Origin of the sequence: Paraburkholderia monticola (assembly GCF_001580545.1) — a bacterium.
Classification (GTDB): Bacteria; Pseudomonadota; Gammaproteobacteria; order Burkholderiales; family Burkholderiaceae; genus Paraburkholderia; species Paraburkholderia monticola.
Genome location: NZ_LRBG01000013.1, coordinates 1 through 22,383 on the forward strand (window position 1 = coordinate 1; position 22,383 = coordinate 22,383).

A 22,383-nucleotide genomic window follows, 5' to 3' on the forward strand; every position below is an offset into this window, starting at 1 on the left:
GTTAGTGAGTAATTTGATATATATTCGCTATAGTGTTGTAGACTAATACAGGACAGTTTTATGCACACGGTTGAGATCAGTGTTGTGCCTGAAACAACACAACCCCAGACAACGAATCCTTTACGCTTCTTCCAGATTGGCTGTGGCGCACACCCTGCGACGCAGCAACCAGTCATGCCTGATGACCATAGCGAGTCGGTCCCACCCCTTCCCATCCCGAACAGGACCGTGAAACGACTCCACGCCGATGATAGTGCGGATTGCCCGTGTGAAAGTAGGTAATCGTCAGGCTCCTCACCCCGTCAGAAACCCCACCCCCTCAAGGGTGGGGTTTTTGCGTTTACGCGACCGTTATCGAAGGAGATGACGTTCTCGTGACAATCCAGCCCCCACAGTTCGACAATACGACGCCTGAAAACGCGCGCGTCAATTTTCTTTCAATGGGTCAAGCTATGCTCACGTATCCCTTTCGGAAACGCTGGCATTGAACGACCTATGAAATCTGATCTGCTATTGCAGACCTACGGCGCGGATTCGTCGGGCATGGTCTGCGGCTTCCGGTTTTCGCCGGCGCGGTCCGGGCAGCCCATCGACGCGGACGAAGTCGTCGACTGGTTCCGCGAGTGCAAGGACGACGCCGCCACGGCCGCAAAGGACGCCGGCGAGTTTCTGTGGCTCCATTTCAACCTCGCGCATAGCGCAAGCGAGCGCTGGATGCGAGCGCAACTCGATCTGCCCGAAACGTTTTTCGACGCCTTGCGCGAAGGCTCGCATTCGACGCGGATCGAACATGCGGACGGCGCGCTGCGCGCGGTCGTCAATGACGTCATGTTCAACCTCGAATTCATCCCGTCCGATATCGCGACGTTGTGGATCTACGCACATAAGCGGTTCATCGTCACGGCGCGGCTGAAGCCGCTGCGCTCGGTCGACCGTTTGCGCGCGTCGGTGCGCGAAGGGGAGATATTCAGGTCACCCGCCGAATTGCTCGTGCATCTGATGCGCGACCAGGCCGACCTGCTCGTTCAAATCGTGCGCCGAACCAGTGCCGACGTCGATCGAATCGAGGATCGCTTTCTGTCGCAACGACCGACGCAAAACCGGCTCGACCTCGGCGCGATTCGCCGCACGCTGACCCGCCTGCAGCGTATGCTTGCGCCGGAGCCCGGCGCGATCTTCCGTTTGCTGGCGAGGCCGCCACGTTGGCTTCATCCGGAAGACGTGCAGGATCTGCGTGAATCGACCGAGGAGTTTTCGGTCGTGCTGTCGGATGTGGCGGGATTGATCGAGCGGGTCAGGCTGCTGCAGGAAGAAATCACGTCGCGCCTCGAAGAGCAGAACAACCGTACGCTCTTCACGTTGACGCTCGTCACGGTGCTGGCGATGCCGATCAATATCGTCGCCGGTTTCTTCGGCATGAACGTCGGCGGCATTCCGCTCGCCGAGAACAAGCATGGCTTCTGGGTGATGGTCTTGCTGGTCGCCGGCTTTACCGGGCTGACAGGCTGGTGGGCGTTTCGCCGCAGAAGGGAGCGCTAGAACGCGCGGCAGTTTTGGCCTGTCTTTACGCGGCCAGACCCACCGGCGTGATTGAAACGGGAAAGCATGTCCGTCTTCGAACCCGAGTTGCAACGGTTCGAAGAGGGCAAATACTCGTCGTGACCCGAGCCGTTATTCGAGCGCGGCAGCCGGCCCGAAGAACTCGTAACGGCTCTGCGATTCCGGCACGCCAATCGCCTTCAGGCCTTTCTTGATCGCCTTCATGAACGCGACCGGTCCGAGGAAATACACGTCGACATCACGTGTTTCCGGCAACCACTTCTTCAGATTCGCCTCGTCGACATAGCCGACCGCGTGGGCATCGGCATCGCCCGCACGACGCTGCTCATAGCAGTAGAAGCGCTTCAGTTGCGGATGACGCGCGGCCAACGCATCGATCGCGTCGCGGAATGCATGCACGCCACCATGACGGGCCGCGTGAATGAAATGCACCGGACGATTCGTCTTCAGCGCGGCTTGCAGCATCGCCATCGTCGGCGTAATGCCGACGCCGCCGCTGATCAGCACCAGCGGCTTGTCGCCAGGCTGCAGCGTAAATTCGCCGGCCGGCGCGAACAGCTCGAGCGTGTCGTTCTCTTCGATCCGCTCATGCAAATACTTCGACACGGTGCCATTCGGTTCGCGCTTTACGCTGATGCGATATTCGCGGCCATCGCTGATTGCGGACAGCGAATAGTTGCGGCGCACTTCTTCGCCGTCGATCGAGAGACGCACGCCGATGTACTGCCCCGGCTGAAACGCGAGCAATCGGCCGCCGTCGTCCGGACGCAGATAGAACGACGTGATCTCGTCGCTTTCCCGCACTTTGCGCGCGACGCGGAACAGCCGCGTGCCGCGCCAGCCGCCCGGCGCGGCTTCGCTTTCGGCGTAGATCTTCTCTTCGAGGCCGATCAGCAGATCGGCAAGTTGTTGATACGCGGCGGCCCACGCTTCGATCACCGCATCGGTCGCGACCTCGGCGCCGAGTACTTCGCGAATCGCACGCAGCAGGCACTTGCCGACGATCGGATAATGCTCGGGCTGCACGTTCAGCGACACGTGCTTGTTGATGATTTGCGCGACGAGCCCGCCCAGTTGCTCGAGCTGATCGATATGACGCGCGTACATCAGCACGCCGTTGGCCAGCGCCCGCGGTTGCGCACCGCTCGCCTGATTGGCCTGATTGAACATCGGACGCACTTCCGGATGCTCGCTGAGCATCAGGTTGTAGAAGTGCGTGGTGAGCGCCTCGCCGCCGCTTTCCAGGAGCGGCACGGTTGCTTTGATGATGGCGCGGTGTTCGGCGGATAGCATGTTTGGGTTCCTGATGAGAGTCTGGTTGAGCGTCTGTCTATCAGCGGGGTGTCGCAGCCGGTATCGGCAGACCCCATTCACTATCCACGATTCGTGCCAGGTATAAAATGCATTTAGATCAACGATCTGGCAATTAAGATGGTTCATTCGACTCTAGTCGAAAAGACTGCCTCGGCAGTCAATTTGACTGCCGAGGCAGTCCTCGATGTTCTGACTCCGCTGATTCTCGACCTGTCGCGCGAGTTGTCCGAGCGAGAGCGTTATCGGCGCCTGCTCAGCGCGCTGCGCACGCTGTTTCCGGGCGATGCGGCCGCGCTGCTGCGCCTCGAAGGCGACACGCTCGTGCCACTCGCGATCGACGGTTTGAGCAGCGATACGCTCGGACGGCGCTTTCGCGTCACCGAGCATCCGCGCTTTCAGCAGCTGCTGGCCCAGCCTGGGCCGACACGCTTTGCCGCGGACTCCGATCTGCCCGACCCGTACGACGGCCTCGTGCAAGGCATGGCGGCCGGTCACCTCGAAGTGCACGACTGTCTGGGGTGCCCCTTGTTCATCCGCGGCGAGCCTTGGGGCTTGCTCACGCTCGATGCCCTCGACCCGGCGCGCTTCGATGCGATCGACATGGCCTCGCTGCAGGCGTTTCTCGGTCTCGCGGCCGCGACCGTCAGCGTCGTCGAGCGCATCGATGCGTTGGCGCGCAATGGCGAGGAGGCGCAGCGCCGCGCGGAAGCGTATCGACTGGCGAGCAGCGAGAGCCGGCGCGAGCTGATCGGCAGCAGCGACGCGCATCGCCGCATGATCAAGGAGATCGAGGTGGTGGCCGGTAGCGATCTGACCGTGCTCGTCACCGGCGAGACCGGCGTCGGCAAGGAGCTGGTCGCCAACGCGATTCACGCGCTCTCGCCGCGCGCGAGCAAGCCGCTCGTCAGCCTGAACTGCGCGGCGTTGCCCGATACGCTTGTCGAGAGCGAGCTGTTCGGGCACGTGCGTGGCTCGTTTTCGGGGGCGTCGGCGGATCGGCGCGGCAAGTTCGAACTCGCCGACGGGGGCACCATTTTCCTCGACGAAGTCGGTGAGCTGCCGCTCGCCGTCCAGGCGAAGCTGTTGCGTGTGCTGCAGAACGGCCAGTTGCAACGCGTCGGCTCGGACCATGAACACCGGGTCGACGTGCGGCTGATCGCTGCAACCAATCGCGACCTCGCCGAAGAAGTGCGCGCGGGCCGCTTTCGCGCCGACCTCTATCATCGCCTCAGCGTCTACCCGTTGCGCGTACCACCGTTGCGCGAGCGCGGCCGCGACGTGCTGCTGCTCGCTGGCTTCTTCCTTGAAGACAATCGTTCGCGGCTCGGCCTGCTGAGTTTGCGTCTCGCGGCGGACGCGCAGGCCGCGCTGCTGCACTACGCATGGCCCGGCAACGTGCGCGAACTCGAACATCTGATTGGCCGGAGCGCGCTGAAGGCGTTGGCGGTCAATCGTGAGCGTCGGCGTATTCTGACGCTGACGGCCGCGGACCTTGCCCTGTCCGATGCAAAGGATGACGAAGCAAATCAAACCGTCACGCAGAGCGAGGAAAGCGAGACGAAAGACTTTCGCAGCGCGGTCACCGAGTTCGAACGCAACCTCGTTCTCGAAGCGTTGGCGCGCAACCGGCAGAACTGGGCGGCGGTTGCGCGCGAGTTGAGTCTCGACCGGGCGAATCTGAACCGGCTGGCCAAACGGCTCGGACTCAAATAAGCGGGCAGGTGCAGGAGCATCGTGGCATGTTGGGGCAATGACCACGTCAGGGCGCATCGAATCGTTCATCGCGCTGAAAGCGGATTGTCAGCGTCGCGCATTGGGCCTAACGTCTTAACCAAAGCCAAAGACCCGCTTCGAAAATTCGAACTTCGCGCAGCGCAACGCGTCGGTCATAGTAGGGGCCAACAAAGGACCAACACCTGTATCTGGAGACTCCGCTATGTCCGCTTCCTCAGAGAAACTCGACGACTGGCTCGACAAGCAGGCAGTGGCCGAAGACGACATCACCGCGTTTCCGCTGACCGCACTCGCTGCCACGCTCGATCGCGAGGAAAGCGGTAACACCGTGCCGCCGTTGTGGCACTGGCTGTACTTTCTGCCTGTTGCGCCGCTATCCGAAGTCGGCCCCGACGGTCATCCGAAGCGTGGCGGCTTCCTGCCGCCGGTGCCGCTGCCGCGCCGCATGTGGGCCGGCGGCCGGCTCACGTTTCATGCGCCGCTGAAAATCGGCGAGCACGCAAGGCGCACCTCGACGATCGCCAACATCGAAGACAAGACCGGCCGTTCGGGCCGCCTCGTGTTCGTCACGGTGCAACATACGATCGAAGTCGATGGCGAACTGAAGCTCGAAGAGGAGCACGACATCGTCTATCGCGACGCGCCGCAGGAAGGCGCGCGTCCGCAGCAACCGGCGCCCGCGCCCGAAGGCGAAACGTGGCGCCGCACGATCGATGCCGATGCCGTCATGCTATTCCGCTACTCGGCGCTGACCTTCAACGGCCATCGCATTCATTACGACCATCCCTACGTCACGCAGGTCGAAGGTTATCCTGGCCTCGTCGTGCACGGTCCGTTGATCGCCACGCTGCTCGTCGATCTCGTGCGGCGCGAACTGCCGCAAGCGACGCTGCAAAGCTTCGCGTTTCGCGCGCATCGTCCCACGTTCGCGGACCAGCCGTTCACGGTATGCGGCAGGCCCGCCGCCGACGGCAAGACCATCGACCTATGGGCCAAGGACCACCAAGGCTATCTGACCATGCGCGCAACCGCCGCGCTCGCCTGAATTCCACGAGATTCGACTATGCAAACCACGCAATCCGATTCGTTTCAGGACATTCGCGAGGCCGTGCGCGATCTGTGCCAGCAGTTTTCCGGCGAGTACTTTCGCAAGATCGACGAAGCGCGTGGCTATCCGGAAGAGTTCGTCGATGCGCTGACGAAGGCCGGCTGGCTCGCGGCGCTGATTCCGCAGGACTTCGGCGGCTCGGGGCTCGGGCTCACGGAAGCGTCGGTGATCATGGAGGAGATCAATCGTGCGGGCGGCAACTCGGGCGCGTGCCACGGGCAGATGTACAACATGGGCACGTTGTTGCGGCATGGTTCGCAAGAACAGAAGCGCAAATATCTGCCGAAGATCGCGAGCGGCGACCTGCGTCTGCAATCGATGGGCGTGACCGAGCCGAGCACCGGCACGGATACGACGAAGATCAAGACCACCGCCGAACGGCGCGGCGACCGTTACGTGATCAACGGCCAGAAGGTGTGGATCTCGCGCGTGCAGCATTCGGACCTGATGATCCTGCTCGCGCGCACCACGCCGCTCGCGGACGTGAAGAAGAAATCGGAGGGCATGTCGATCTTCATCGTCGATCTGCGCGAAGCGATCGGACATGGTATGACCGTGCAGCCGATTCTGAACATGGTCAACCATGAGACCAACGAGCTCTTTTTCGACAACCTTGAAATTCCCGCCGAGAATCTGATCGGTGAAGAAGGGCAGGGCTTCAAATACATCCTCGATGGCCTGAACGCCGAGCGCACGCTGATCGCCGCGGAATGCATCGGCGACGGCTACTGGTTCGTCGATAAAGTCACCGAGTACGCGAAGGAGCGCGTCGTGTTCGGTCGGCCGATCGGACAGAACCAGGGTGTGCAGTTTCCGATCGCGCGCTCGTTCATCAACGTCGAGGCAGCGAGCCTGATGCGCTTCGAGGCGGCACGCCGTTTCGATGCGCATCAAGCTTGCGGCGCGCAGGCGAACATGGCCAAGCTGCTCGCGGCGGATGCATCGTGGGAGGCGGCCAATGCATGCCTGCAATTTCACGGCGGCTTCGGCTTCGCGTGCGAATACGACGTCGAGCGCAAGTTTCGCGAGACGCGCCTGTATCAGGTCGCACCGATCTCGACCAATCTGATCCTCTCGTACGTGGCCGAGCATATCCTCGGGCTGCCCCGTTCGTTCTGACTCGCTGGCGGACATCATGAGACCACTCGACGGCATCAAGGTCATCACGCTCGAACATGCGATCGCCGCGCCGTTCTGCACGCGTCAACTCGCCGATCTCGGCGCGCGCGTGATCAAGATCGAACGGCCGGGCGTCGGCGATTTCGCGCGCGGCTACGACGAACGCGTGCATGGGCTGTCGTCGCATTTCGTCTGGACCAACCGCTCGAAAGAAAGTCTTTCGCTCGATCTGAAGCAACCCGCGGCCGCGGAGATTCTCGGCGCGTTGGTTGCCGATGCGGACGTGCTCGTGCAGAACCTGGCGCCAGGCTCGGCCGAACGGCTCGGCCTCGGTTACGGCACATTGAGCGGGAAGTATCCGAGCTTGATCGTCTGCGATATTTCCGGCTACGGCGTGGATGGTCCGTATCGCGACAAGAAAGCGTATGACCTGTTGATCCAGAGCGAGTCCGGCTTCCTGTCGATCACCGGTTCGCCCGGCGCACCGGCGAAGGCGGGCTGCTCGATCGCGGATATCGCGGCGGGCATGTACGCGTATTCGAACATCCTGAGCGCGCTGTTGCAGCGTGGACGCACGGGGCGCGGTTGCCGAATCGACGTATCGATGCTCGAAAGCATGGTCGAGTGGATGGGCTATCCGCTCTACTACGCGATCGACGGTCAGCCGCCGCCCGCGCTCGCGGGCGCCGCGCACGCGACGATCTATCCCTACGGACCCTTTCCCGCAGGCGATGGCAAGACGGTCATGCTCGGCCTGCAGAACGAACGCGAATGGAAGCTGTTCTGCGAGCGTGTGCTCGAACAGCCGGAACTCGCGATCGACGAACGCTTCGCTTCGAACTCGAAACGCACTGCGGCGCGCGACGCATTGCGCGAGGTGATCGTTGCGGCGTTCGCGAAGCTGAGCGCGGCGCAGGTGATCGAGCGACTCGACGAGGCTGGCATCGCGAACGCGCAGATGAATACGCTCGCCGATGTGTGGGCGCATCCGCAACTGAAGGCGCGCGAGCGCTGGCAGGAAGTCGGCACCGCGGCGGGCGCGATACCGGCATTGCGCCCGCCGGGCCTGCCTTCCGACATCGAGCCGCGCATGGATCCGGTGCCCGCGCTGGGTCAACATACCGACGCAATTCTGCACGAGCTTGGCTACGACGACGCGCGTATCGACGCGCTGCGTGCGGCCGGCACGATCTGATTCCTGGCCCAACACGGCGCACGTCACTCATGAACGACCATCCCAGTCTCACGCTTGCCACTTTCGCCGCGCAACTCGACTTCGAGAGCATCCCGCGCGAGGTCGTCGAGCGCACCGTCAACCTGTACGTCGATTGGCTCGGCTCGGCGCTGGCCGGCAAGGGCGCGCGGCCGGTCGAGACGATCGCGCGTTTCGCCCGCGCGGCAGCCGGTGCGAAGCAAGACGGCCCTTGCGAAGTGTTGATCGACCGCAGTCGCACCACGCCGTACTTTGCCGCGATGATCAACGGTGCGGCGTCGCATTTCGCCGAACAGGACGACGTGCACAACGGCTCGGTGTTTCATCCGGCGACCGTGGTGTTTCCGGTTGCACTCGCATTGGCGCAGGCAAAGCGAGCGTCGGGGCGCGACTTGATCACGGCGGCGGTGGCGGGCTACGAGGTCGGCATTCGCATCGGTGAGTTTCTTGGGCGTTCGCACTACAAGGTATTTCACACCACCGGCACGGCCGGCACGGTCGCGGCCGCGGCAACCGCGGGTCGATTGCTGGGTCTGTCGCCGTCGCAGATGCTCGACGCGTTCGGCTCGGCGGGCACGCAGGCGAGCGGCCTGTGGGAGTTCCTGCGCGACGCCGCCGACTCGAAGCAGCTGCATACCGCGATGGCCGCCGCGAACGGCCTGATGGCCGCGCAACTCGCCGCCGACGGCTTCAAGGGCGCGACACGCATTCTCGAAGGCGCGCAGGGCATGGCGGCGGGCATGTCGAGCGACGCCGATCCGGCGCGCCTCGTCGACCGGCTTGGCAGCCGCTGGGCGACCGCGGAGACGTCGTTCAAGTATCACGCGGCGTGCCGCCATACGCATCCGGCCGCCGATGCGTTGCTTGCCGTCGTGCAGACGCATCGTCTCGCGCCGCGCGACATCGCGAAGGTCGTCGCGCACGTGCATCAAGGCGCGATCGATGTGCTCGGTTCCGTGCTCACGCCGCGCACCGTGCATCAGGCGAAGTTCAACATGGGCACGGTACTGGGGCTCGTCGCGCATCACGGCTATGCGGGCGTGACCGAATTCGAACAGGGCTTCGACGCGAGCGAGATCGCGTCGTTCCGTGACAAGGTCACGATGGCGCTCGACGCCGAGGTCGACGCCGCCTATCCCGCGCGCTGGATCGGCAAGGTCACGGTAACGACGACCGACGGCCGGGTGCTCGATGGGCGTGTCGATGAACCTAAGGGCGATCCGGGGAATACGTTGTCGCGCGAGGAGATTGCGACGAAGCTGCGTCGGCTGGCCGCGTTTTCAGGGGCGGCTAGTGAAGAGGAGGTGGCGCAACTGCTTGGCAACGCCTGGGGTGTTGCCGAACACACGCAGATCGGTTCGATCTTCGAAGCCACGTCGCGCACAACGGTGGTGGCATGAGCGGGTTGCCCCGGTCGTATCTGTTCGTACCTGGCAATCGGCCTGAACGGTTTGACAAGGCCTTTGCGGCCGGCGCGGATGCAGTGATTCTCGATCTGGAAGATGCGGTGCAGCCAGACGAGAAGGTGACGGCGCGTGCGACGGTATTGGCTGCGGTGTCGACTAATGCATCGCGGGCCGCGTGGGTGCGTATCAATGGTTCGGATACCGCATGGTTTGACGATGATGTTGCGGCGCTCGTTGGCCAGGCTGGCGTTGCGGGAATCGTACTGCCGAAGGCCGAGACTCGGGCGCAAATCTGCGCGGTGCTGGCGAACGCGCATCCGGCGTTGAGTGTCCTGCCGATTGTGGAGACCGCGCGCGGATTTGCGAATCTTGCGGAGCTATGTGGCTCGCCGCGCGTGCCGCGCATTGTGTTCGGCACGCTGGATTTCCAGCTCGATCTCGGGATCGATGGAGACGGCGAGGAGTTGCATCTGTTCCGCTCGCAGATCGTGCTTGCGTCGCGGCTTGCAGGCATTGGCGCGCCGGTGGATGGCGTGTCGACGACGATTACCGATGCCGATGCGGTGGAGGCCGATGCGCGGCGCGGGCGGCGGTTTGGCTTCGGCGGCAAGCTTTGCATTCATCCGAACCAGATCGAGGCGGTGCATCGCGCGTATGCGTGGCGTGACGGCGAGGTGGAGTGGGCGCGGCGGGTACTTGCGGCTGTCGAGGCGAGTCATGGCGCCGCGGTTGCCGTCGATGGAAAGATGGTCGATATGCCGGTGATCCTGAAGGCGCGAAGAGTGTTGGCGGGGCGATGACGCGGATCTCGCCGCTGGCGGGGTCCTCGATCGCGAAGCGCTTAAGCACGCGAACGTGCTGCGAGAGTCAAAGCATTTTCCGAACGTCGAACCCCACCGCGCGGAGTTGGACGCGTTCGCCGAACGGGGCGCGGGGACCAGGGAGATTGGCTTCTACGAGTTCGCGCGTCGCTGTCCAATAGGGGGCACGAGGTTTTATTCGAAACCGAAAAATTCGATGGGGTTGTCGACCAGCAGCAAGCGGCGCTGACCTTCGTCCGGCACGATCTCCGCGATCAGATCAGTGAGATCGCCATCGTCGGGCATCGGGCCGTGCAGGTTCACGTGTGGCCAGTCGCTTCCCCACAGAACGCGCTGCGGCGCATGCACCGCAAGACTGCGCGCGATCGGCAACGTGTCGTGAAAGGGCGCGCCAGTCTTCGACAACCGGTCGGTGCCACTCAGCTTCACCCATACGCGGCCGCCGTCCATCAGGCGGCGCAGTGCCATGATCGCGGCGCCGTCCGGACCGCTCGCAAGATCCGGCCGCGCCATGTGATCGATCACGACAGGTACCTCGAGCGACTGGATAAACGGCGCGTACTCGACGATATCGTTGCCCGCCACGTGAATCGCCACATGCCAGCCGAATGGCTTGATCCTCGCAACCACGTCGCGGATCCTGGCCAGATCCGGGCGACCGCCAAGATGGGCCAGAAAGTTAAAGCGCGCGCCGCACACGCCGGCTGAATCGAACTCGGCAATCTGCGCGTCGGAGTCGATCGGCCGCACGAGCGCTACGCCCTTGTAACGTCCCTTGCCGCCGCGCAGCGCGTCGAGCAGCGGCCGATGATCAAAACCATGTCCCTGACTCTGAACGATGACGGCACGCGCGAAGCCGAACCGGTCGTGCCACGTACGCAACGCGGTTTCGGGCGCAAGCGCGGGAGTGAAGCTGCGATCGTCTGGAAGAGGATAGCGGTCGAACGGACCAAAGAGATGGCAATGGGCATCGCAACTGCCAGGCGGAAGCTGCAGCGCCGGCGTGCGCGGATGCGCGAGCGGTGCTTCGGAGGTGTTCAGCGACTTGTTCATCATGTTCTCCTCAGCCACAGCGCACGGTCATGCCGCCGTCGACGATCACCTCGGTACCCGTCACGAAACGCGCTTCGTCCGATGCCAGGTACAACGCAGCATTCGCGGTATCGCGACCGTCACCCATGAAGCCAAGCGGAATCCGCGCAAGGCGCTGCTTCAGCAAGACGTCGACGTCACCGCCCGCCCGCTGCCCGGCGAGCCGCGCTTCGACCATGGGGGTGTGCAGTTGCCCCGGCACTACCGTGTTCACGCGAATACCCTTGCCTGCATATTCGACCGCGACGACACGCGACAACTGGATGACCCCGGCCTTCGACGCCGCGTAAGCCACCTGCGCCGCCCCGGTCCAGCGAATGCCGGAGGTCGACGCCGTATTCACGATTGCGCCGGCTCCCTGAGCCTCCATCACCGGTAGCACATGCTTGCACGTCAGGTACACGCTTTTCAGATTCAGTGCGATCTGTGCATCCCAGTTCTCTTCATCGAGTGCGACTGGACCGCCTGCTGCTGAACCGCCCACGTTGTTGACAAGGATGTCCACGCGTCCATAGTGCTGCCTGCATCCTTCGACCATCCGGGCTACCGCCTCGCTATCGGTCACGTCGCACACCACGCCGGTCACGTCTCCCCCCAGCGCGCGCACGCGTTCCAGCGTTTCCTGCATCGCTTCAAGATTGCGATCTATCGCGTAGATCTTCGCGCCTTCCTCCGCAAAACGCACCGCCACGGCGCGCCCATTGCCCCAACCAGGCCCGATGCAGCCTGCGCCGGTCACGATAGCGACCTTGCCTTCGAGTCGTTTGCTCATACGGTTCACGCTCCGAGTTCGTTCGGCACGCCGGCAGGCTGTGCCACCTGAAAGACGTTGATCGTCATCGAGATCAATGTGTAGTAGCCGGCCAGGCCGACGAGATCGACGACACCTGCTTCGCCCAGCCGCTCGACGGCCTCGGCATAAACCGCATCCGATACCTTGCGGTCGCGATGCAGATCCGTCAGAAAGGTGTGGATCACCGCTTCGTCGGCCTGCGCAAAAACCGGTTCGGCATTCGTGCGAATCGCTTCGACCACATCAGGACTCACGCCGGCCTCAAGGGCGATCGGCTTGTGCGCGTACCATTCATACTCCGAGCCCCACACACGGGCCAGCGTGAGAATCGCCAGCTCCGAAAGGCGCGGCGGCAGCGCTGTCTCATAGCGGCAATAGCGGCCTAGTGCCTGGGCGTTCTGCGCCAGCTCCGGCCGGTGCAGCCACACAGCGAGGGGACCACGAACGCCTTTGCGTGGACCACTGGCGATGGCATCGTAGACGTCACGCTGGGCTGGGGTCATCTGAGCGGGATCAAGATCGGCTATGCGTTTCATCGAAATTCCTTGGGGTGCCTGAAGTTGTGGCAAGTTATTTCGTGGATTACTTGTTCGAGGCCAACGCCGGTGGACGCCTTGCGGGCTCCGTGTCCGCATCATCCACTCGCGGCTCATGAACGGGCTTGGATACAGGCTGAACAAGCAGTTCGGAACCCGACGCCTGATAGGCGCGGAAGGTGTCGATGTCGAACGCCCCTTCCCATTTCGCCAAAGCGAGGACAGCGACCGCGTTGCCGATCATGTTGGTAAGTGCGGTAGCCGTCGCCATCAGACGATCGATGCCGAACAACAGCCCGAGTCCACCCAGAGGCAACACGCGAACCGATTCCATGGTCGCGGCGAGCTTGATGAACGCGCCGCCCGCGACGGTCGTCCCCCCCTTTGAAGTCAGCATCAGCACACCGAGGAGCGCGATCTGCTGGCCGATCGAGAACGGTGTATCGGTGGCCTGGGCGATGAACCCGACCGCCATCGCCATATAGATACCCGTGCCGTCGAGATTGAAGCTGTAGCCCGCCGGCAGCACGAAGCCAACCACCATTTCGTCGCAGCCTGCCTGTTGAAGCTTCTGCACGAGACGCGGAAACGCGACTTCGCCCGAGGCAGTGCCGAATACGAGCAGCAGTTCCTCACGGATCATCCGCAGCAGCGCGAAAATCGATACGCCACATGATGCGGTGATCCCGCCGAACACGATCAGCACGAAGCCTATCGAGCCTGCCCAATAGAGCAACACGAGTTTCATCAGATACAGCAGCGTGGCGCCGCCATAGCTGCCAACCGCGTTGGCCATTGCGCCGAATGCACCGATCGGCGCAAGGCGCATGATGAATCCGAGGATCGTGAACAGCACACGCTGCCCTTCGCCAATGCCTTTCAGCAGGATCGAATCGCGGCCGACCGCCAGGTTCAGCGCGATACCCGCCAGGATCGCGATGAACAGCACCTGCAGGATGTTGCCCGTCGCGAACGCGCCGACGAGCGTAGTCGGCACGATGCCGAGCAGAAAATCGGCGACCGACAGATGCGCGGCCGATTCCGCGAACTGCGCGATCTTGCCGCTGCTTTCGAGGTGCACCGCATGCATGCCGGCGCCGGGCTTGAACACGTTGACGAGCACGAGGCCCACGAACAGCCCGAGCGTGCTGACCACCTCGAAGTAGATCAGCGTCTTTGCGCCGAGCCGGCCCAGCTTGCGCATGTCCTGCACGTGCGACATGCCGTGCACGACGGTGCAGAACACGATCGGCGCGAGCAGCATGCGCAGCAGGCCGATGAAGACGTCGCCGAGCGGTTTCATCGCGATGGCAAAAGTCGGCGCGAAGATCCCGACCAGCACCGCGAGAATCAGCGCAAGCAGCACTTGTATGTGCAGCTTCTTGAGTTGAGCCATCACTGTCTCCGATATCGTTATATATTTCAGGTCACTGCATGCTGCAATTGTCTCAGTAACAACTGCGCCGATAAGGAACGTAAAGGTTGAAGGTCATGACCGCTGATCCGCGCGGTCGGCCAATTTCCCCGGCGAGCGCCGATGCCGTTACCGACGCGTCAAAAGCCGCGATCAGCCAGAGTGTTTTGCCATCCTCAACGAATGCGCGCAGTTGCAGCAGATCGTCGCGTGCGGCGAGCGATTCGCGTACCGCGGCAGCGATCGCTTCCGCCGAAGGCCCGCCGGCGATCAGCGGCACGCTCATCGCAAGCAACCGGCTGATGCCAGACGGCGCGTGTTGCGTTTCGTCTTGCCCATCAAGGGCCACGGCTGCGACCCGCGAGCGGCCCACCGTACGCGGCAGCAAGCGCCGGCTCCACGGCGTCGAATGCGCGCCGGACACGTTGCGATACGCATCACTATTCAACACGTCAATTGAAGTGAGATCGTAGAGCGCCAGCCAGCGCGGCCAGCCGTCTATGCAGACCCAGCGCGACGCCGCCACGAATCCCGGCAACGCGGTGCGTTGCGGAAAATGCTCAGTGTCGTACCAGTCGTTGAATTCGTCCTCAAGCGTCGCGGGTGGCTCCATTGACACCATAAGCAACGCAGGCTTGCCAGTCGCGCTCATCGGCGGCTCCTGTCGATAAAGGCATGAATTTTTTCGGCCACTTCGGCCGGTCGCTGCACGGCCATCAGATGGCCGGCCGCCACCGTATCAAACACGCTGCCCGGCACGAGTGCGGCTTGCGCGGCCACCCGCTCAGGCGGGCGCTGCAAGTCGTACTGTCCCGCCAGCAGCAGACACGGACAACGCAGCGTCGGTAACTCGGTACTCAAATCGATCTCGCCAAGCGCATGGTTCGCCAGCGCATAGCTCACCGGATCGTTGGCCAGCAGCCGCGAGCGATAATCCTCGAACGACTGCCGATCGCCGCGCAGCACAGGCGGCCATGACTGATCGAGCGTACGGTCGACGATGGGGCGCATGCCCTCTTGGCGGGCCCGCTCCGCGCGCTCCTGCAGATAGGCACGACGCTGTGGGTCGATATCCAGCGCGGGCGCACACATCACGATTCCAGCGACGCGTGCCGGAAACCTCGCGGCAAATACCACCGCGATTGCCGCGCCAGCGGCCGCCGCGATCAGCCAGCACGGCCCGTCTATCGCGAGCGCGTCAAGCAGCGCCCGCAGATCATCGACGTGATCGGCAAGCGAGAACCGTACGCGGACTTTTTCCGAACTGCCATGCCCGCGCTGATCGTAGGTCAGCACCCGCAAGGATGCGCGCAGCGTCGGTGCAACGGCGTCCCAGCTGGCGATAGTCCCCCCCAGCTCATGAATCATCACGGCCGTGCCGGCTTCACCCGTCCCTGACAGTACGTAGCACAAGTTGACACCGCAGGCATCGATCCATGCCGGATTGCTATCCTTCGTCAAAGGACGCCTGATGTTGTCGGAAAATGAGTTCAAGAAAGGAAGTCTCCGTTTTCAACACTGTGCGCCAGGCGTCAGCTATTGACAAAAACCTTTTTACGATGGGAAGCTATGCGCCCAAAGCATAGCTGGCGCCCGGGCACGCTGCGCAACAGGAGACCATCATCGAAATCAAGGAACTGCGTTCGTTCGTGCATATCGCGCGAGTGGGAAGTTTCAGCCGGGCGGCTGCGGAGTTGTACGTTGCGCAGCCGGCGCTGAGCCGGCAAGTCGCGAAGCTTGAAGAGGAACTTGGCACACCGCTGTTCGTTCGTCACGGGCGCGGTGTGCGCCTGACCAGTGGCGGTGCGCAACTGCTCGAACGAGCGGAAATGATCATCAACTTCGTAGCGCAGACAGGCGAACAGGTTCGCGCATCGACCGACCGTCTGAGCGGTCATATCGCGCTCGGTCTGCCACCGGCCGTGGGCGTTCAGGTGTCGGTGCCCATCGTCGAAGCGTTCCGCGAACGCTGGCCCGCCGTCGGACTGCATCTGCGTGAAGGGCTTAGCAGTTCGCTGCAGGAATGGCTGCTCGACCGGCGCGTGGATCTCGCGATCGTCTATAACCAGCCTCCACTGGAAGCGTTCGACGTGTTGCCCTTGTGCAGCGAAGCGATGGTGGTCGTCGGGCCGCCGGGCGATACCGTGATCGAACGGCGCGGTGGCGAGCCGCTGCGTATCCGCGATCTCGCCGATTTGCCATTGCTCGTGCCAGGCTTTCCCCATGCAACCCGCCGCGTGCTCGAGCAGGCGGCCGTGCAGCACGGCGTACACCTGCGCGTCGTCCTCGAGGTGGAAAGCGTGACGCTCACTAAAGCGCTCGTGCGGCGTGGCTTGGGCTATTCGCTGCTGACCTACACCGCGATTCAGGAGGACGTGGCACGTGGCGATCTGCAGGCGCTGCCCATCGAGCGCCCATCGATCCGTTCAATCGTGTCGCTTGCGACACTGCGCGAACAACGTGCATCCCGGCTCGTGCGGACGATGTCGGACGTAGTGAGGGAAAACCTGCGCGAGCTGGTCGTAGAAGGCGCCTGGAAGGGCCACACCACATGGCTCGGCGATGGCGGGCACGCTACGACGCGCGCGACATCCGGGTTCGCGGACGAATAGCACACCGCTGCGGCGGGCACGATCAACGGGCTGGCGACTCACTGGCTCGCGGTCGTGGCAAGCTATCCGCCCCGAGCATGGCTTTCCATCGCAAAACGGTCTTGGTCAATCGCGAGCGATACCGTCAAAGTTCAAGCAACGCAGAGCGTGTTCTTGCGTGAGCCCCGCCGATCGCGTCCGACAGATGCGTTGCCAACCAACAAAATAATGGTCAGGAGATCTTCCATGAGTCCGGTATTTCGGCGCCTGCTGTTCCTGTGCGCTACGTTGACCGCGATACCCGTATTAGCGAATGAAAGTGCGATACCGGTTGAGCATGAAATCGTCTCACGCGGCGACGTGCAGCTTGAAGTGTTCGCTCAGGGACGTGGCCCTGTGATCGTGATGTTGCCCTCGCTCGGGCGTTCAGGCCGCGACTATGACGTCGTCTCCGCGAATCTGGCAGCCGATGGATTCCGCGTGATTCGCCCTGAGCCACGCGGCGTGGGACTCAGCAAAGGCCCGCTGGACAACCTGAGCATTCACGATTTTGCCGCGGACGTGGCGGCCGTCGTCGAACACGAGAACAAGGGGCCGGTCGTGGTGGTGGGCCATGCGTGGGGCAACTTTGTGGCCCGTATGCTGGCGACAGATCGGCCTGACCTTGTTAAAGGCGTCGTCCTTGCTGCGGCGTCGGCCGGCAAGGTTCCAGCCGGGTCGAAGGAGATGCCGATCAGCGTGGCAATGCGCAACGCGATTGACGGCGCTGGCGACCTTTCTCTATCCGAGGCCCAACGATTAGACGACCTCCGCATCGCTTTCTTTGCGCCCGGCAACGACCCGAGGGTTTGGCTCAATGGCTGGTTTCCTCAGGCAAACGAAGCGGAGTCGCACGCCCGGAATATAACGCCCGTGGACGCGTATTTCGCCGCGGGACGGGCCCCCATTCTCGATCTCCAGGCCGAGGATGACGCGGTCTCGCCGCGTCGCTTCTCGAACGTTTTTAAATCGATGCTCGGCGACCGGGTCACTGTCGTGGTCATTCCCCACGCAGGTCATGCATTGGCTCCCGAACAGCCTGAAGCCATGAGTCGCGCTATTGCGACGTTCGCGAAGCGGGTCTACGCCGGGGTCTAACCGATTTCGACTGGTCCTTCAATCCGAAAGTAGCTCGTGGGGGGGCTGCTTCGAGCTACACGCCTTGAAGTCATGGTTCGCTTCGACAAAAGTATTGCGCGCTCAATTAATCATCCTGGTGTGTTCGACCTGGGGCCCGATAAGCCGTCATCCGGAGGCAGAACATCGACAGAGTAGGTCGTAGTCTGATTGTTGGAAAGAAGTTATTCCGGGAGGGTGGCGCATGCGAATGGCATCACTTACATCCTGTTAACGAAACCAGAACGCCCACCTCCAAAAAGCCCAATTCCCACCCCACGTCACCTGTCGCACTCTTGAAGTCAAACGGCGCACGCGATCCACCCACCCGCGCGCGGCCGATAAAGACAGGAGACAAAACTTGGCAACTCCCATCAACTCCGGCGCTCGCCTCGACCGCCTCCCCATCACCCGCTTTCACTGGAACATCCTCGGCCTGATCGGCGCGGGCGCCTTCCTCGACGCTTTCGACATCTATCTCGCCAACGGCGCGCTCGCGGCGATGGTCAAAACCGGCTTCACGGATCTGCGGCTCGGCTCGTTCTTCATCTCCGCGACCTTCATGGGCATGATGATCGGCGCGGGCCTGTCAGGCTATCTCGGCGACCGCTTCGGTCGACGCTATTCGTATCAGGCCAATCTCGCGATCTTCGGCATCGCGTCGCTCGCCGCCTGCTTCGCGCCGGACATCTACTGGCTGATCCTGCTGCGCTTCATCATGGGCATCGGCCTCGGCGCCGAACTCGTGGTCGCGGCCGGCACGCTGTGCGAGTTCGTGCCGCCCGCCACGCGCGGCCGCTGGACTGCGCTGCTCGCGCTGATCATCAACTCCGGTCTGCTCGGTGCGACCGCGATCGGCTATTGGGTGATTCCGCATCTCGGCTGGCGCTACATGTTCGCGATCGCGGGCGGCGGTGCGCTCATCGTGTGGTTCCTGCGCCATCGGATGCCGGAGTCGCCGCGCTGGCTCGAAACGGTCGGCCGGCTCGAAGAGGCTGAGGCGACGGTCACGGCGATCGAGCGACAGGTCGAGGCGCGCGTCGGCAAGCTGCCGCCGGTCGCGCGCGTGGTCAGTCACGAGGTGCCGGCCGCGCCGTTCTCGGCGTTGTTCGCACGCGGCATGATCGGCCGCACGCTGGTCGCCGCGCTGACCTGCATGGCGATCAACATGTCGCTGTACGGCTTCGTCGCGTGGCTGCCGACGTTCTTCGTCAAGGAAGGCCTGACCATCGTGCAGTCGCTCGGCTTCGTGCTGCTGATGTCGTTCGGCGCGCCGGCGGGTGCGGTCGTCGGTTATCTCGTGACGGACCGCCTCGGGCGACGCAACGGCATCGTGCTGTTCTCGCTGGCAACGATCGTACTCGGCTTCGTCTACGTGCAGATGCGCGCGCCGGTGCCGATCGCGGTGGTCGGCTTCGCGCTCGTGACGACGATCTACACGGTGTGCACGCTCGGTCTGTTCGGCTACATCCCCGAGCTGTTTCCGACCGCGCATCGCTTGCGCGGCACCGGCGTGGCTGGCACCTGCGGACGCGCGGCATCGATGTCGACGCCGTATGTCGCGCTGCTGCTCTACACGCAATTCGGCGTGACGGGTGTGCTGACGATGGTCGGCGGCGTGTTGTTGTTGCTGAGCGTCGCGATCCTCGCTCTGCGTATCGAAACGAGCCGGCAGACGCTCGAAGAAATTTCACCCGATGCCGAACTGATGCCGCAAGCTGAATTGATAAGAGAATCGGCTTAGCCCATACACATTGATTCGGAGCTTTCCCCGGTCCAATTTCCTCGCACCCGGTTAAGATGAAAGTTTGTTCTGCGCACTCTCTGCCGGCAGCTTTCATCATGCACTTCGATTTCGTCGATTTACGCCTGCTCCTGCACATCGCCGACACGCGCAACCTCGCGCGCGCCGCGGAGCGTTCGCATCTGTCGGCACCCGCCGCCAGCAACCGGGTCAAGAATCTCGAGGAGCAGCTCGGTTTCAAGCTGCTCTATCGCACCAGCCAGGGCGTGACACCGACACCCGCGGGCGAGGCCTTCGTGCATCACGCGCGGCTCGTGCTCGAACGCGTCGAGCATCTGGCCGGCGACATGCAGGAGTACGGCGAGGGCATCAAGGGCCATGTGCGCATCTGGGCCAACACCACTGCGATCAGCGAGTTCATGCCGGCCGTGCTGAGCCGTTTCCTACGCGATCATCCGGACGTCAACATCGATCTGCGCGAAGTGCTGAGCGGCGAGATCGTCAAGGGCGTCGCCGATAGCGCGACCGACATCGGCATCGTCGCGGGCAACGTGCACGCCGAGCATCTGGAGATGCTGCCGTATCGCGACGATCGGCTCGTGCTCGTCACGGCCTGCGATCATCCGTTCGCGAGGCAAGCGTCGGTCGATTTCTCGCAGGTGCTGAGCGCGAACTTCGTCAGCCTGCCGACATCGAGCGCGATTCATGCGTTCATCACGAGTGCGGCCGATGCGCTCGGCGCGCGTCTCAAACTTCGCATCCAGGTCGGCAACTTCGAGGCCGCGTGCCGGATGATCGAGGCGGGCGTTGGCATCGGCATCGTGCCGGAGTCGGTCGCGCTGCGCCATAGAAAGACGATGCGGATTGCGATCGTCGGCCTGAACGATCCGTGGGCCGAACGCAAGCTGAAGATCTGCGTGCGGAGTCTGAAGGACTTGCCGCCGTTCGCGCGCGTGCTGGTCGACCGCTTGATGGCCGTGGCGGAGGACGAGGGCGCGGTAGAGGCTTGACGGCCGAGGTTTGACGACCGGGCAGCGGCTACCCGCCGAAGTGTCGCGAAGTTTCCTTCTGGAAACACCGCGGCCCTTTGTCAACCGGTATTTCACTCGGCAAGCATCTGCTTGCCGCCGTAAAAACCCGCGTGTATAGTTTCCGAACTTACTCTTGTTTCGTATCGGAAATTAAAGGGGTTCACATGGACGCGTCAATCATCCTCGCCGATCTCGGCATTGCCCACGTCGCGCAAGCCGGCGATCTCGCGGTTCATTCGCCGGTTACCGGCGAGCTCATCGGCCGTGTGGCCAGCCAGACGACGGCGGAGGTCGACGCGGCGCTCGGACAGGCCAAAGACGCGTTCGCCGTGTGGCGCAACGTGCCGGCGCCGCGCCGCGGCGAGCTGGTGCGGCTGCTCGGCAATCGGCTGCGCGAACAGAAGCACGCGCTCGGCAGTCTCGTTTCGCTGGAGACCGGCAAGATCCTGCAGGAAGGCATGGGCGAAGTGCAGGAAATGATCGACATCTGCGATTTCGCGGTCGGTTTGTCGCGCCAGCTCTACGGTTTGACGATCGCGTCCGAGCGTCCCGGTCACCGGATGGCGGAGTCGTGGCATCCGCTCGGCACCTGTGTCGTGATTTCGGCGTTCAATTTTCCGGTCGCGGTGTGGTCGTGGAACGCGGCGCTCGCGCTCGTGTGCGGCAACGCGGTGATCTGGAAGCCGTCGGAAAAGACGCCGCTCTCGGCGCTCGCCGTCAACAAGATTCTCCAGGACGCGCTGAAGGAATTCGGCGACGCACCGGCCGGCCTGAGCGCGTTGATCATCGGCGGTCGCGACGTCGGTGAAAAGCTCGTGGCCGATCCGCGCGCCTCGATCGTCAGCGCGACGGGCAGCACCGAAATGGGTCGCAAGGTGGGCGTCGAAGTGGCGAAGCGCTTCGGCCGCTCGCTGCTCGAACTCGGCGGCAATAACGCGGGCATCGTCACGCAAACCGCTGATCATGAACTCGCGATGCGCGGCATTCTGTTCTCGGCGGTCGGCACGGCTGGTCAGCGCTGCACGTCGTTGCGGCGTCTGTTCGTGCACGACAGCGTGTACGAGAAGACCGTCGAGCGTCTGAAGCAGTTGTATAGCCGCGTGCCGATCGGCAATCCGCTCGAGAAGGGCACGCTGATGGGACCGCTGATCGACCGTCAATCGTTCGATCGCATGCAGGAAGCGCTGCAGCAGGCGAAGGCCGAGGGCGGCAAGGTGTTCGGCGGCGAGCGCGTCGAAGTGAAGGGTCATGAGGGCGGCTACTACGTGCGTCCGGCCATCGTCGAGATGCCGTCGCAAACGCCGGTCGTGCTGAAGGAAACCTTCGCGCCGATTCTGTACGTGCTGCGCTATGCCGAGTTCGCCGATGCGGTCGAGGCGAACAATGCCGCGCACCACGGTCTGTCGTCGTGTGTGTTCACGAGCGATCTGCGCGAAGCGGAGCGCTTCCTGTCCGCGTCGGGCAGCGACTGCGGCATCGCCAACGTCAACATCGGGCCGAGCGGCGCGGAGATCGGCGGCGCGTTCGGCGGCGAGAAGGAAACCGGCGGCGGGCGCGAATCGGGTTCGGATGCGTGGAAGGCTTATATGCGCCGCGCGACCAATACCGTGAACTACTCGTCGGCGTTGCCGCTTGCGCAGGGTATCGACTTCAATCTCGACTGAACGCGCGAGCGTCAAGCCCAGCCGCGCGCCGACCCGCGCGCGCGTTAGCAATCCGTTTGCGCCGCCCGGCGTTCCGGAGCGGCCACGT

At 63.2% G+C, this 22,383-nt stretch carries 19 protein-coding genes and 1 rRNA gene; 13 read left to right on the forward strand and 7 right to left on the reverse strand.

The window, feature by feature from the left end; all coding sequences use genetic code 11:
• Nucleotides 1-177 precede the first annotated feature (177 nt).
• Both rrf and CI15_RS16340 read left to right on the forward strand, forming a co-directional pair.
• Nucleotides 178-291, forward strand: a 5S ribosomal RNA gene (gene rrf / locus CI15_RS16335).
• 204 nt (nucleotides 292-495) lie between these two features.
• Entirely contained in the window at nucleotides 496-1,539 is a 1,044-nt protein-coding gene (locus CI15_RS16340; protein WP_062129381.1) for a transporter, read from the forward strand.
• A gap of 132 nt (nucleotides 1,540-1,671) precedes the next feature.
• Here CI15_RS16340 and hmpA read toward each other — a convergent pair whose 3' ends face one another.
• Nucleotides 1,672-2,853: an NO-inducible flavohemoprotein gene (gene hmpA / locus CI15_RS16345; protein WP_062129382.1), complete on the reverse strand. Its 1,182-nt coding sequence runs from the start codon at nucleotides 2,851-2,853 to the stop codon at nucleotides 1,672-1,674.
• 138 nt (nucleotides 2,854-2,991) lie between these two features.
• Here hmpA and norR point away from each other — a divergent pair, with 138 nt between their 5' ends.
• From norR to CI15_RS16375, 6 genes are all read left to right on the forward strand, one after another.
• Complete coding sequence (norR, locus tag CI15_RS16350; RefSeq protein ID WP_062129383.1) at nucleotides 2,992-4,587, forward strand: nitric oxide reductase transcriptional regulator NorR; 1,596 nt, start codon at nucleotides 2,992-2,994, stop codon at nucleotides 4,585-4,587.
• A 223-nt stretch (nucleotides 4,588-4,810) separates the two neighbouring features.
• Complete coding sequence (locus CI15_RS16355) at nucleotides 4,811-5,653, forward strand: HTD2 family dehydratase (RefSeq protein WP_062129384.1); 843 nt, start codon at nucleotides 4,811-4,813, stop codon at nucleotides 5,651-5,653.
• 18 nt (nucleotides 5,654-5,671) lie between these two features.
• Nucleotides 5,672-6,835 (forward strand): acyl-CoA dehydrogenase family protein, encoded by a 1,164-nt coding sequence (locus CI15_RS16360; RefSeq protein ID WP_062129385.1) that lies wholly within the window; start codon nucleotides 5,672-5,674, stop codon nucleotides 6,833-6,835.
• A 16-nt stretch (nucleotides 6,836-6,851) separates the two neighbouring features.
• Complete coding sequence (locus CI15_RS16365) at nucleotides 6,852-8,030, forward strand: CaiB/BaiF CoA transferase family protein (protein WP_062129386.1); 1,179 nt, start codon at nucleotides 6,852-6,854, stop codon at nucleotides 8,028-8,030.
• Nucleotides 8,031-8,059: 29 nt separating this feature from the next.
• Nucleotides 8,060-9,448: an MmgE/PrpD family protein gene (locus CI15_RS16370; protein WP_062129387.1), complete on the forward strand. Its 1,389-nt coding sequence runs from the start codon at nucleotides 8,060-8,062 to the stop codon at nucleotides 9,446-9,448.
• Entirely contained in the window at nucleotides 9,445-10,254 is an 810-nt protein-coding gene (locus tag CI15_RS16375; protein ID WP_062129388.1) for an HpcH/HpaI aldolase/citrate lyase family protein, read from the forward strand. Before CI15_RS16370 ends, CI15_RS16375 begins: the two co-directional genes overlap by 4 nt.
• Before the next feature lie 195 nt (nucleotides 10,255-10,449).
• Here the strand turns inward: CI15_RS16375 and CI15_RS16380 are convergent, their stop codons facing one another.
• Genes CI15_RS16380 through CI15_RS16405 form a run of 6 tightly spaced genes read right to left on the reverse strand, consistent with a single transcriptional unit; the run spans nucleotide 10,450 to nucleotide 15,604 of the window.
• Complete coding sequence (locus CI15_RS16380) at nucleotides 10,450-11,331, reverse strand: amidohydrolase family protein (RefSeq protein WP_206597770.1); 882 nt, start codon at nucleotides 11,329-11,331, stop codon at nucleotides 10,450-10,452.
• Nucleotides 11,332-11,338: 7 nt separating this feature from the next.
• On the reverse strand, nucleotides 11,339-12,139 hold the full coding sequence (locus tag CI15_RS16385) for an SDR family NAD(P)-dependent oxidoreductase (RefSeq protein ID WP_062129390.1): 801 nt from the start codon (nucleotides 12,137-12,139) through the stop codon (nucleotides 11,339-11,341).
• A gap of 5 nt (nucleotides 12,140-12,144) precedes the next feature.
• Nucleotides 12,145-12,696, reverse strand: a complete 552-nt coding sequence (locus CI15_RS16390; RefSeq protein WP_062129391.1) for a carboxymuconolactone decarboxylase family protein — start codon at nucleotides 12,694-12,696, stop codon at nucleotides 12,145-12,147.
• A gap of 46 nt (nucleotides 12,697-12,742) precedes the next feature.
• Entirely contained in the window at nucleotides 12,743-14,092 is a 1,350-nt protein-coding gene (locus CI15_RS16395) for a cation:dicarboxylate symporter family transporter (RefSeq protein ID WP_062129392.1), read from the reverse strand.
• A 52-nt stretch (nucleotides 14,093-14,144) separates the two neighbouring features.
• Entirely contained in the window at nucleotides 14,145-14,762 is a 618-nt protein-coding gene (locus CI15_RS16400; RefSeq protein ID WP_062129393.1) for a DUF4286 family protein, read from the reverse strand.
• Nucleotides 14,759-15,604: an alpha/beta fold hydrolase gene (locus CI15_RS16405; protein ID WP_153041126.1), complete on the reverse strand. Its 846-nt coding sequence runs from the start codon at nucleotides 15,602-15,604 to the stop codon at nucleotides 14,759-14,761. The genes CI15_RS16400 and CI15_RS16405 overlap by 4 nt, the downstream gene beginning before the upstream one ends.
• A 143-nt stretch (nucleotides 15,605-15,747) precedes the next feature.
• Between CI15_RS16405 and CI15_RS16410 the strand changes: the two genes are divergently transcribed.
• From CI15_RS16410 to amaB, 5 genes are all read left to right on the forward strand, one after another.
• Nucleotides 15,748-16,722: a LysR family transcriptional regulator gene (locus CI15_RS16410; RefSeq protein WP_277621037.1), complete on the forward strand. Its 975-nt coding sequence runs from the start codon at nucleotides 15,748-15,750 to the stop codon at nucleotides 16,720-16,722.
• A gap of 225 nt (nucleotides 16,723-16,947) precedes the next feature.
• Nucleotides 16,948-17,838 (forward strand): alpha/beta fold hydrolase, encoded by an 891-nt coding sequence (locus tag CI15_RS16415; RefSeq protein ID WP_062129396.1) that lies wholly within the window; start codon nucleotides 16,948-16,950, stop codon nucleotides 17,836-17,838.
• Between the two features lie 379 nt (nucleotides 17,839-18,217).
• Nucleotides 18,218-19,600, forward strand: coding sequence for an MFS transporter (locus CI15_RS16420; RefSeq protein ID WP_062129397.1), 1,383 nt, complete (start codon nucleotides 18,218-18,220; stop codon nucleotides 19,598-19,600).
• Between the two features lie 98 nt (nucleotides 19,601-19,698).
• A complete protein-coding gene (locus CI15_RS16425; protein ID WP_062129398.1) occupies nucleotides 19,699-20,610 on the forward strand; it encodes a LysR family transcriptional regulator in 912 nt (303 codons plus the stop codon).
• Between the two features lie 185 nt (nucleotides 20,611-20,795).
• Nucleotides 20,796-22,295 (forward strand): L-piperidine-6-carboxylate dehydrogenase, encoded by a 1,500-nt coding sequence (gene amaB / locus CI15_RS16430; RefSeq protein ID WP_062129399.1) that lies wholly within the window; start codon nucleotides 20,796-20,798, stop codon nucleotides 22,293-22,295.
• Nucleotides 22,296-22,383: the final 88 nt, after the last annotated feature.

Coding starts and splice junctions, on each gene's coding strand:
- CI15_RS16415 (WP_062129396.1), top strand. CDS start 16,948: ATGAGTCCGGTATTTCGGCGCCTGCTGTTCCTGTGCGCTACGTTGACC.
- CI15_RS16390 (WP_062129391.1), bottom strand. CDS start 12,696: ATGAAACGCATAGCCGATCTTGATCCCGCTCAGATGACCCCAGCCCAG.
- CI15_RS16375 (WP_062129388.1), top strand. CDS start 9,445: ATGAGCGGGTTGCCCCGGTCGTATCTGTTCGTACCTGGCAATCGGCCT.
- amaB (WP_062129399.1), top strand. CDS start 20,796: ATGGACGCGTCAATCATCCTCGCCGATCTCGGCATTGCCCACGTCGCG.
- CI15_RS16400 (WP_062129393.1), bottom strand. CDS start 14,762: ATGAGCGCGACTGGCAAGCCTGCGTTGCTTATGGTGTCAATGGAGCCA.
- CI15_RS16380 (WP_206597770.1), bottom strand. CDS start 11,331: ATGATGAACAAGTCGCTGAACACCTCCGAAGCACCGCTCGCGCATCCG.
- CI15_RS16395 (WP_062129392.1), bottom strand. CDS start 14,092: ATGGCTCAACTCAAGAAGCTGCACATACAAGTGCTGCTTGCGCTGATT.
- CI15_RS16385 (WP_062129390.1), bottom strand. CDS start 12,139: ATGAGCAAACGACTCGAAGGCAAGGTCGCTATCGTGACCGGCGCAGGC.
- norR (WP_062129383.1), top strand. CDS start 2,992: ATGGTTCATTCGACTCTAGTCGAAAAGACTGCCTCGGCAGTCAATTTG.
- CI15_RS16360 (WP_062129385.1), top strand. CDS start 5,672: ATGCAAACCACGCAATCCGATTCGTTTCAGGACATTCGCGAGGCCGTG.
- CI15_RS16340 (WP_062129381.1), top strand. CDS start 496: ATGAAATCTGATCTGCTATTGCAGACCTACGGCGCGGATTCGTCGGGC.
- CI15_RS16355 (WP_062129384.1), top strand. CDS start 4,811: ATGTCCGCTTCCTCAGAGAAACTCGACGACTGGCTCGACAAGCAGGCA.
- CI15_RS16425 (WP_062129398.1), top strand. CDS start 19,699: ATGCACTTCGATTTCGTCGATTTACGCCTGCTCCTGCACATCGCCGAC.
- CI15_RS16365 (WP_062129386.1), top strand. CDS start 6,852: ATGAGACCACTCGACGGCATCAAGGTCATCACGCTCGAACATGCGATC.
- hmpA (WP_062129382.1), bottom strand. CDS start 2,853: ATGCTATCCGCCGAACACCGCGCCATCATCAAAGCAACCGTGCCGCTC.
- CI15_RS16370 (WP_062129387.1), top strand. CDS start 8,060: ATGAACGACCATCCCAGTCTCACGCTTGCCACTTTCGCCGCGCAACTC.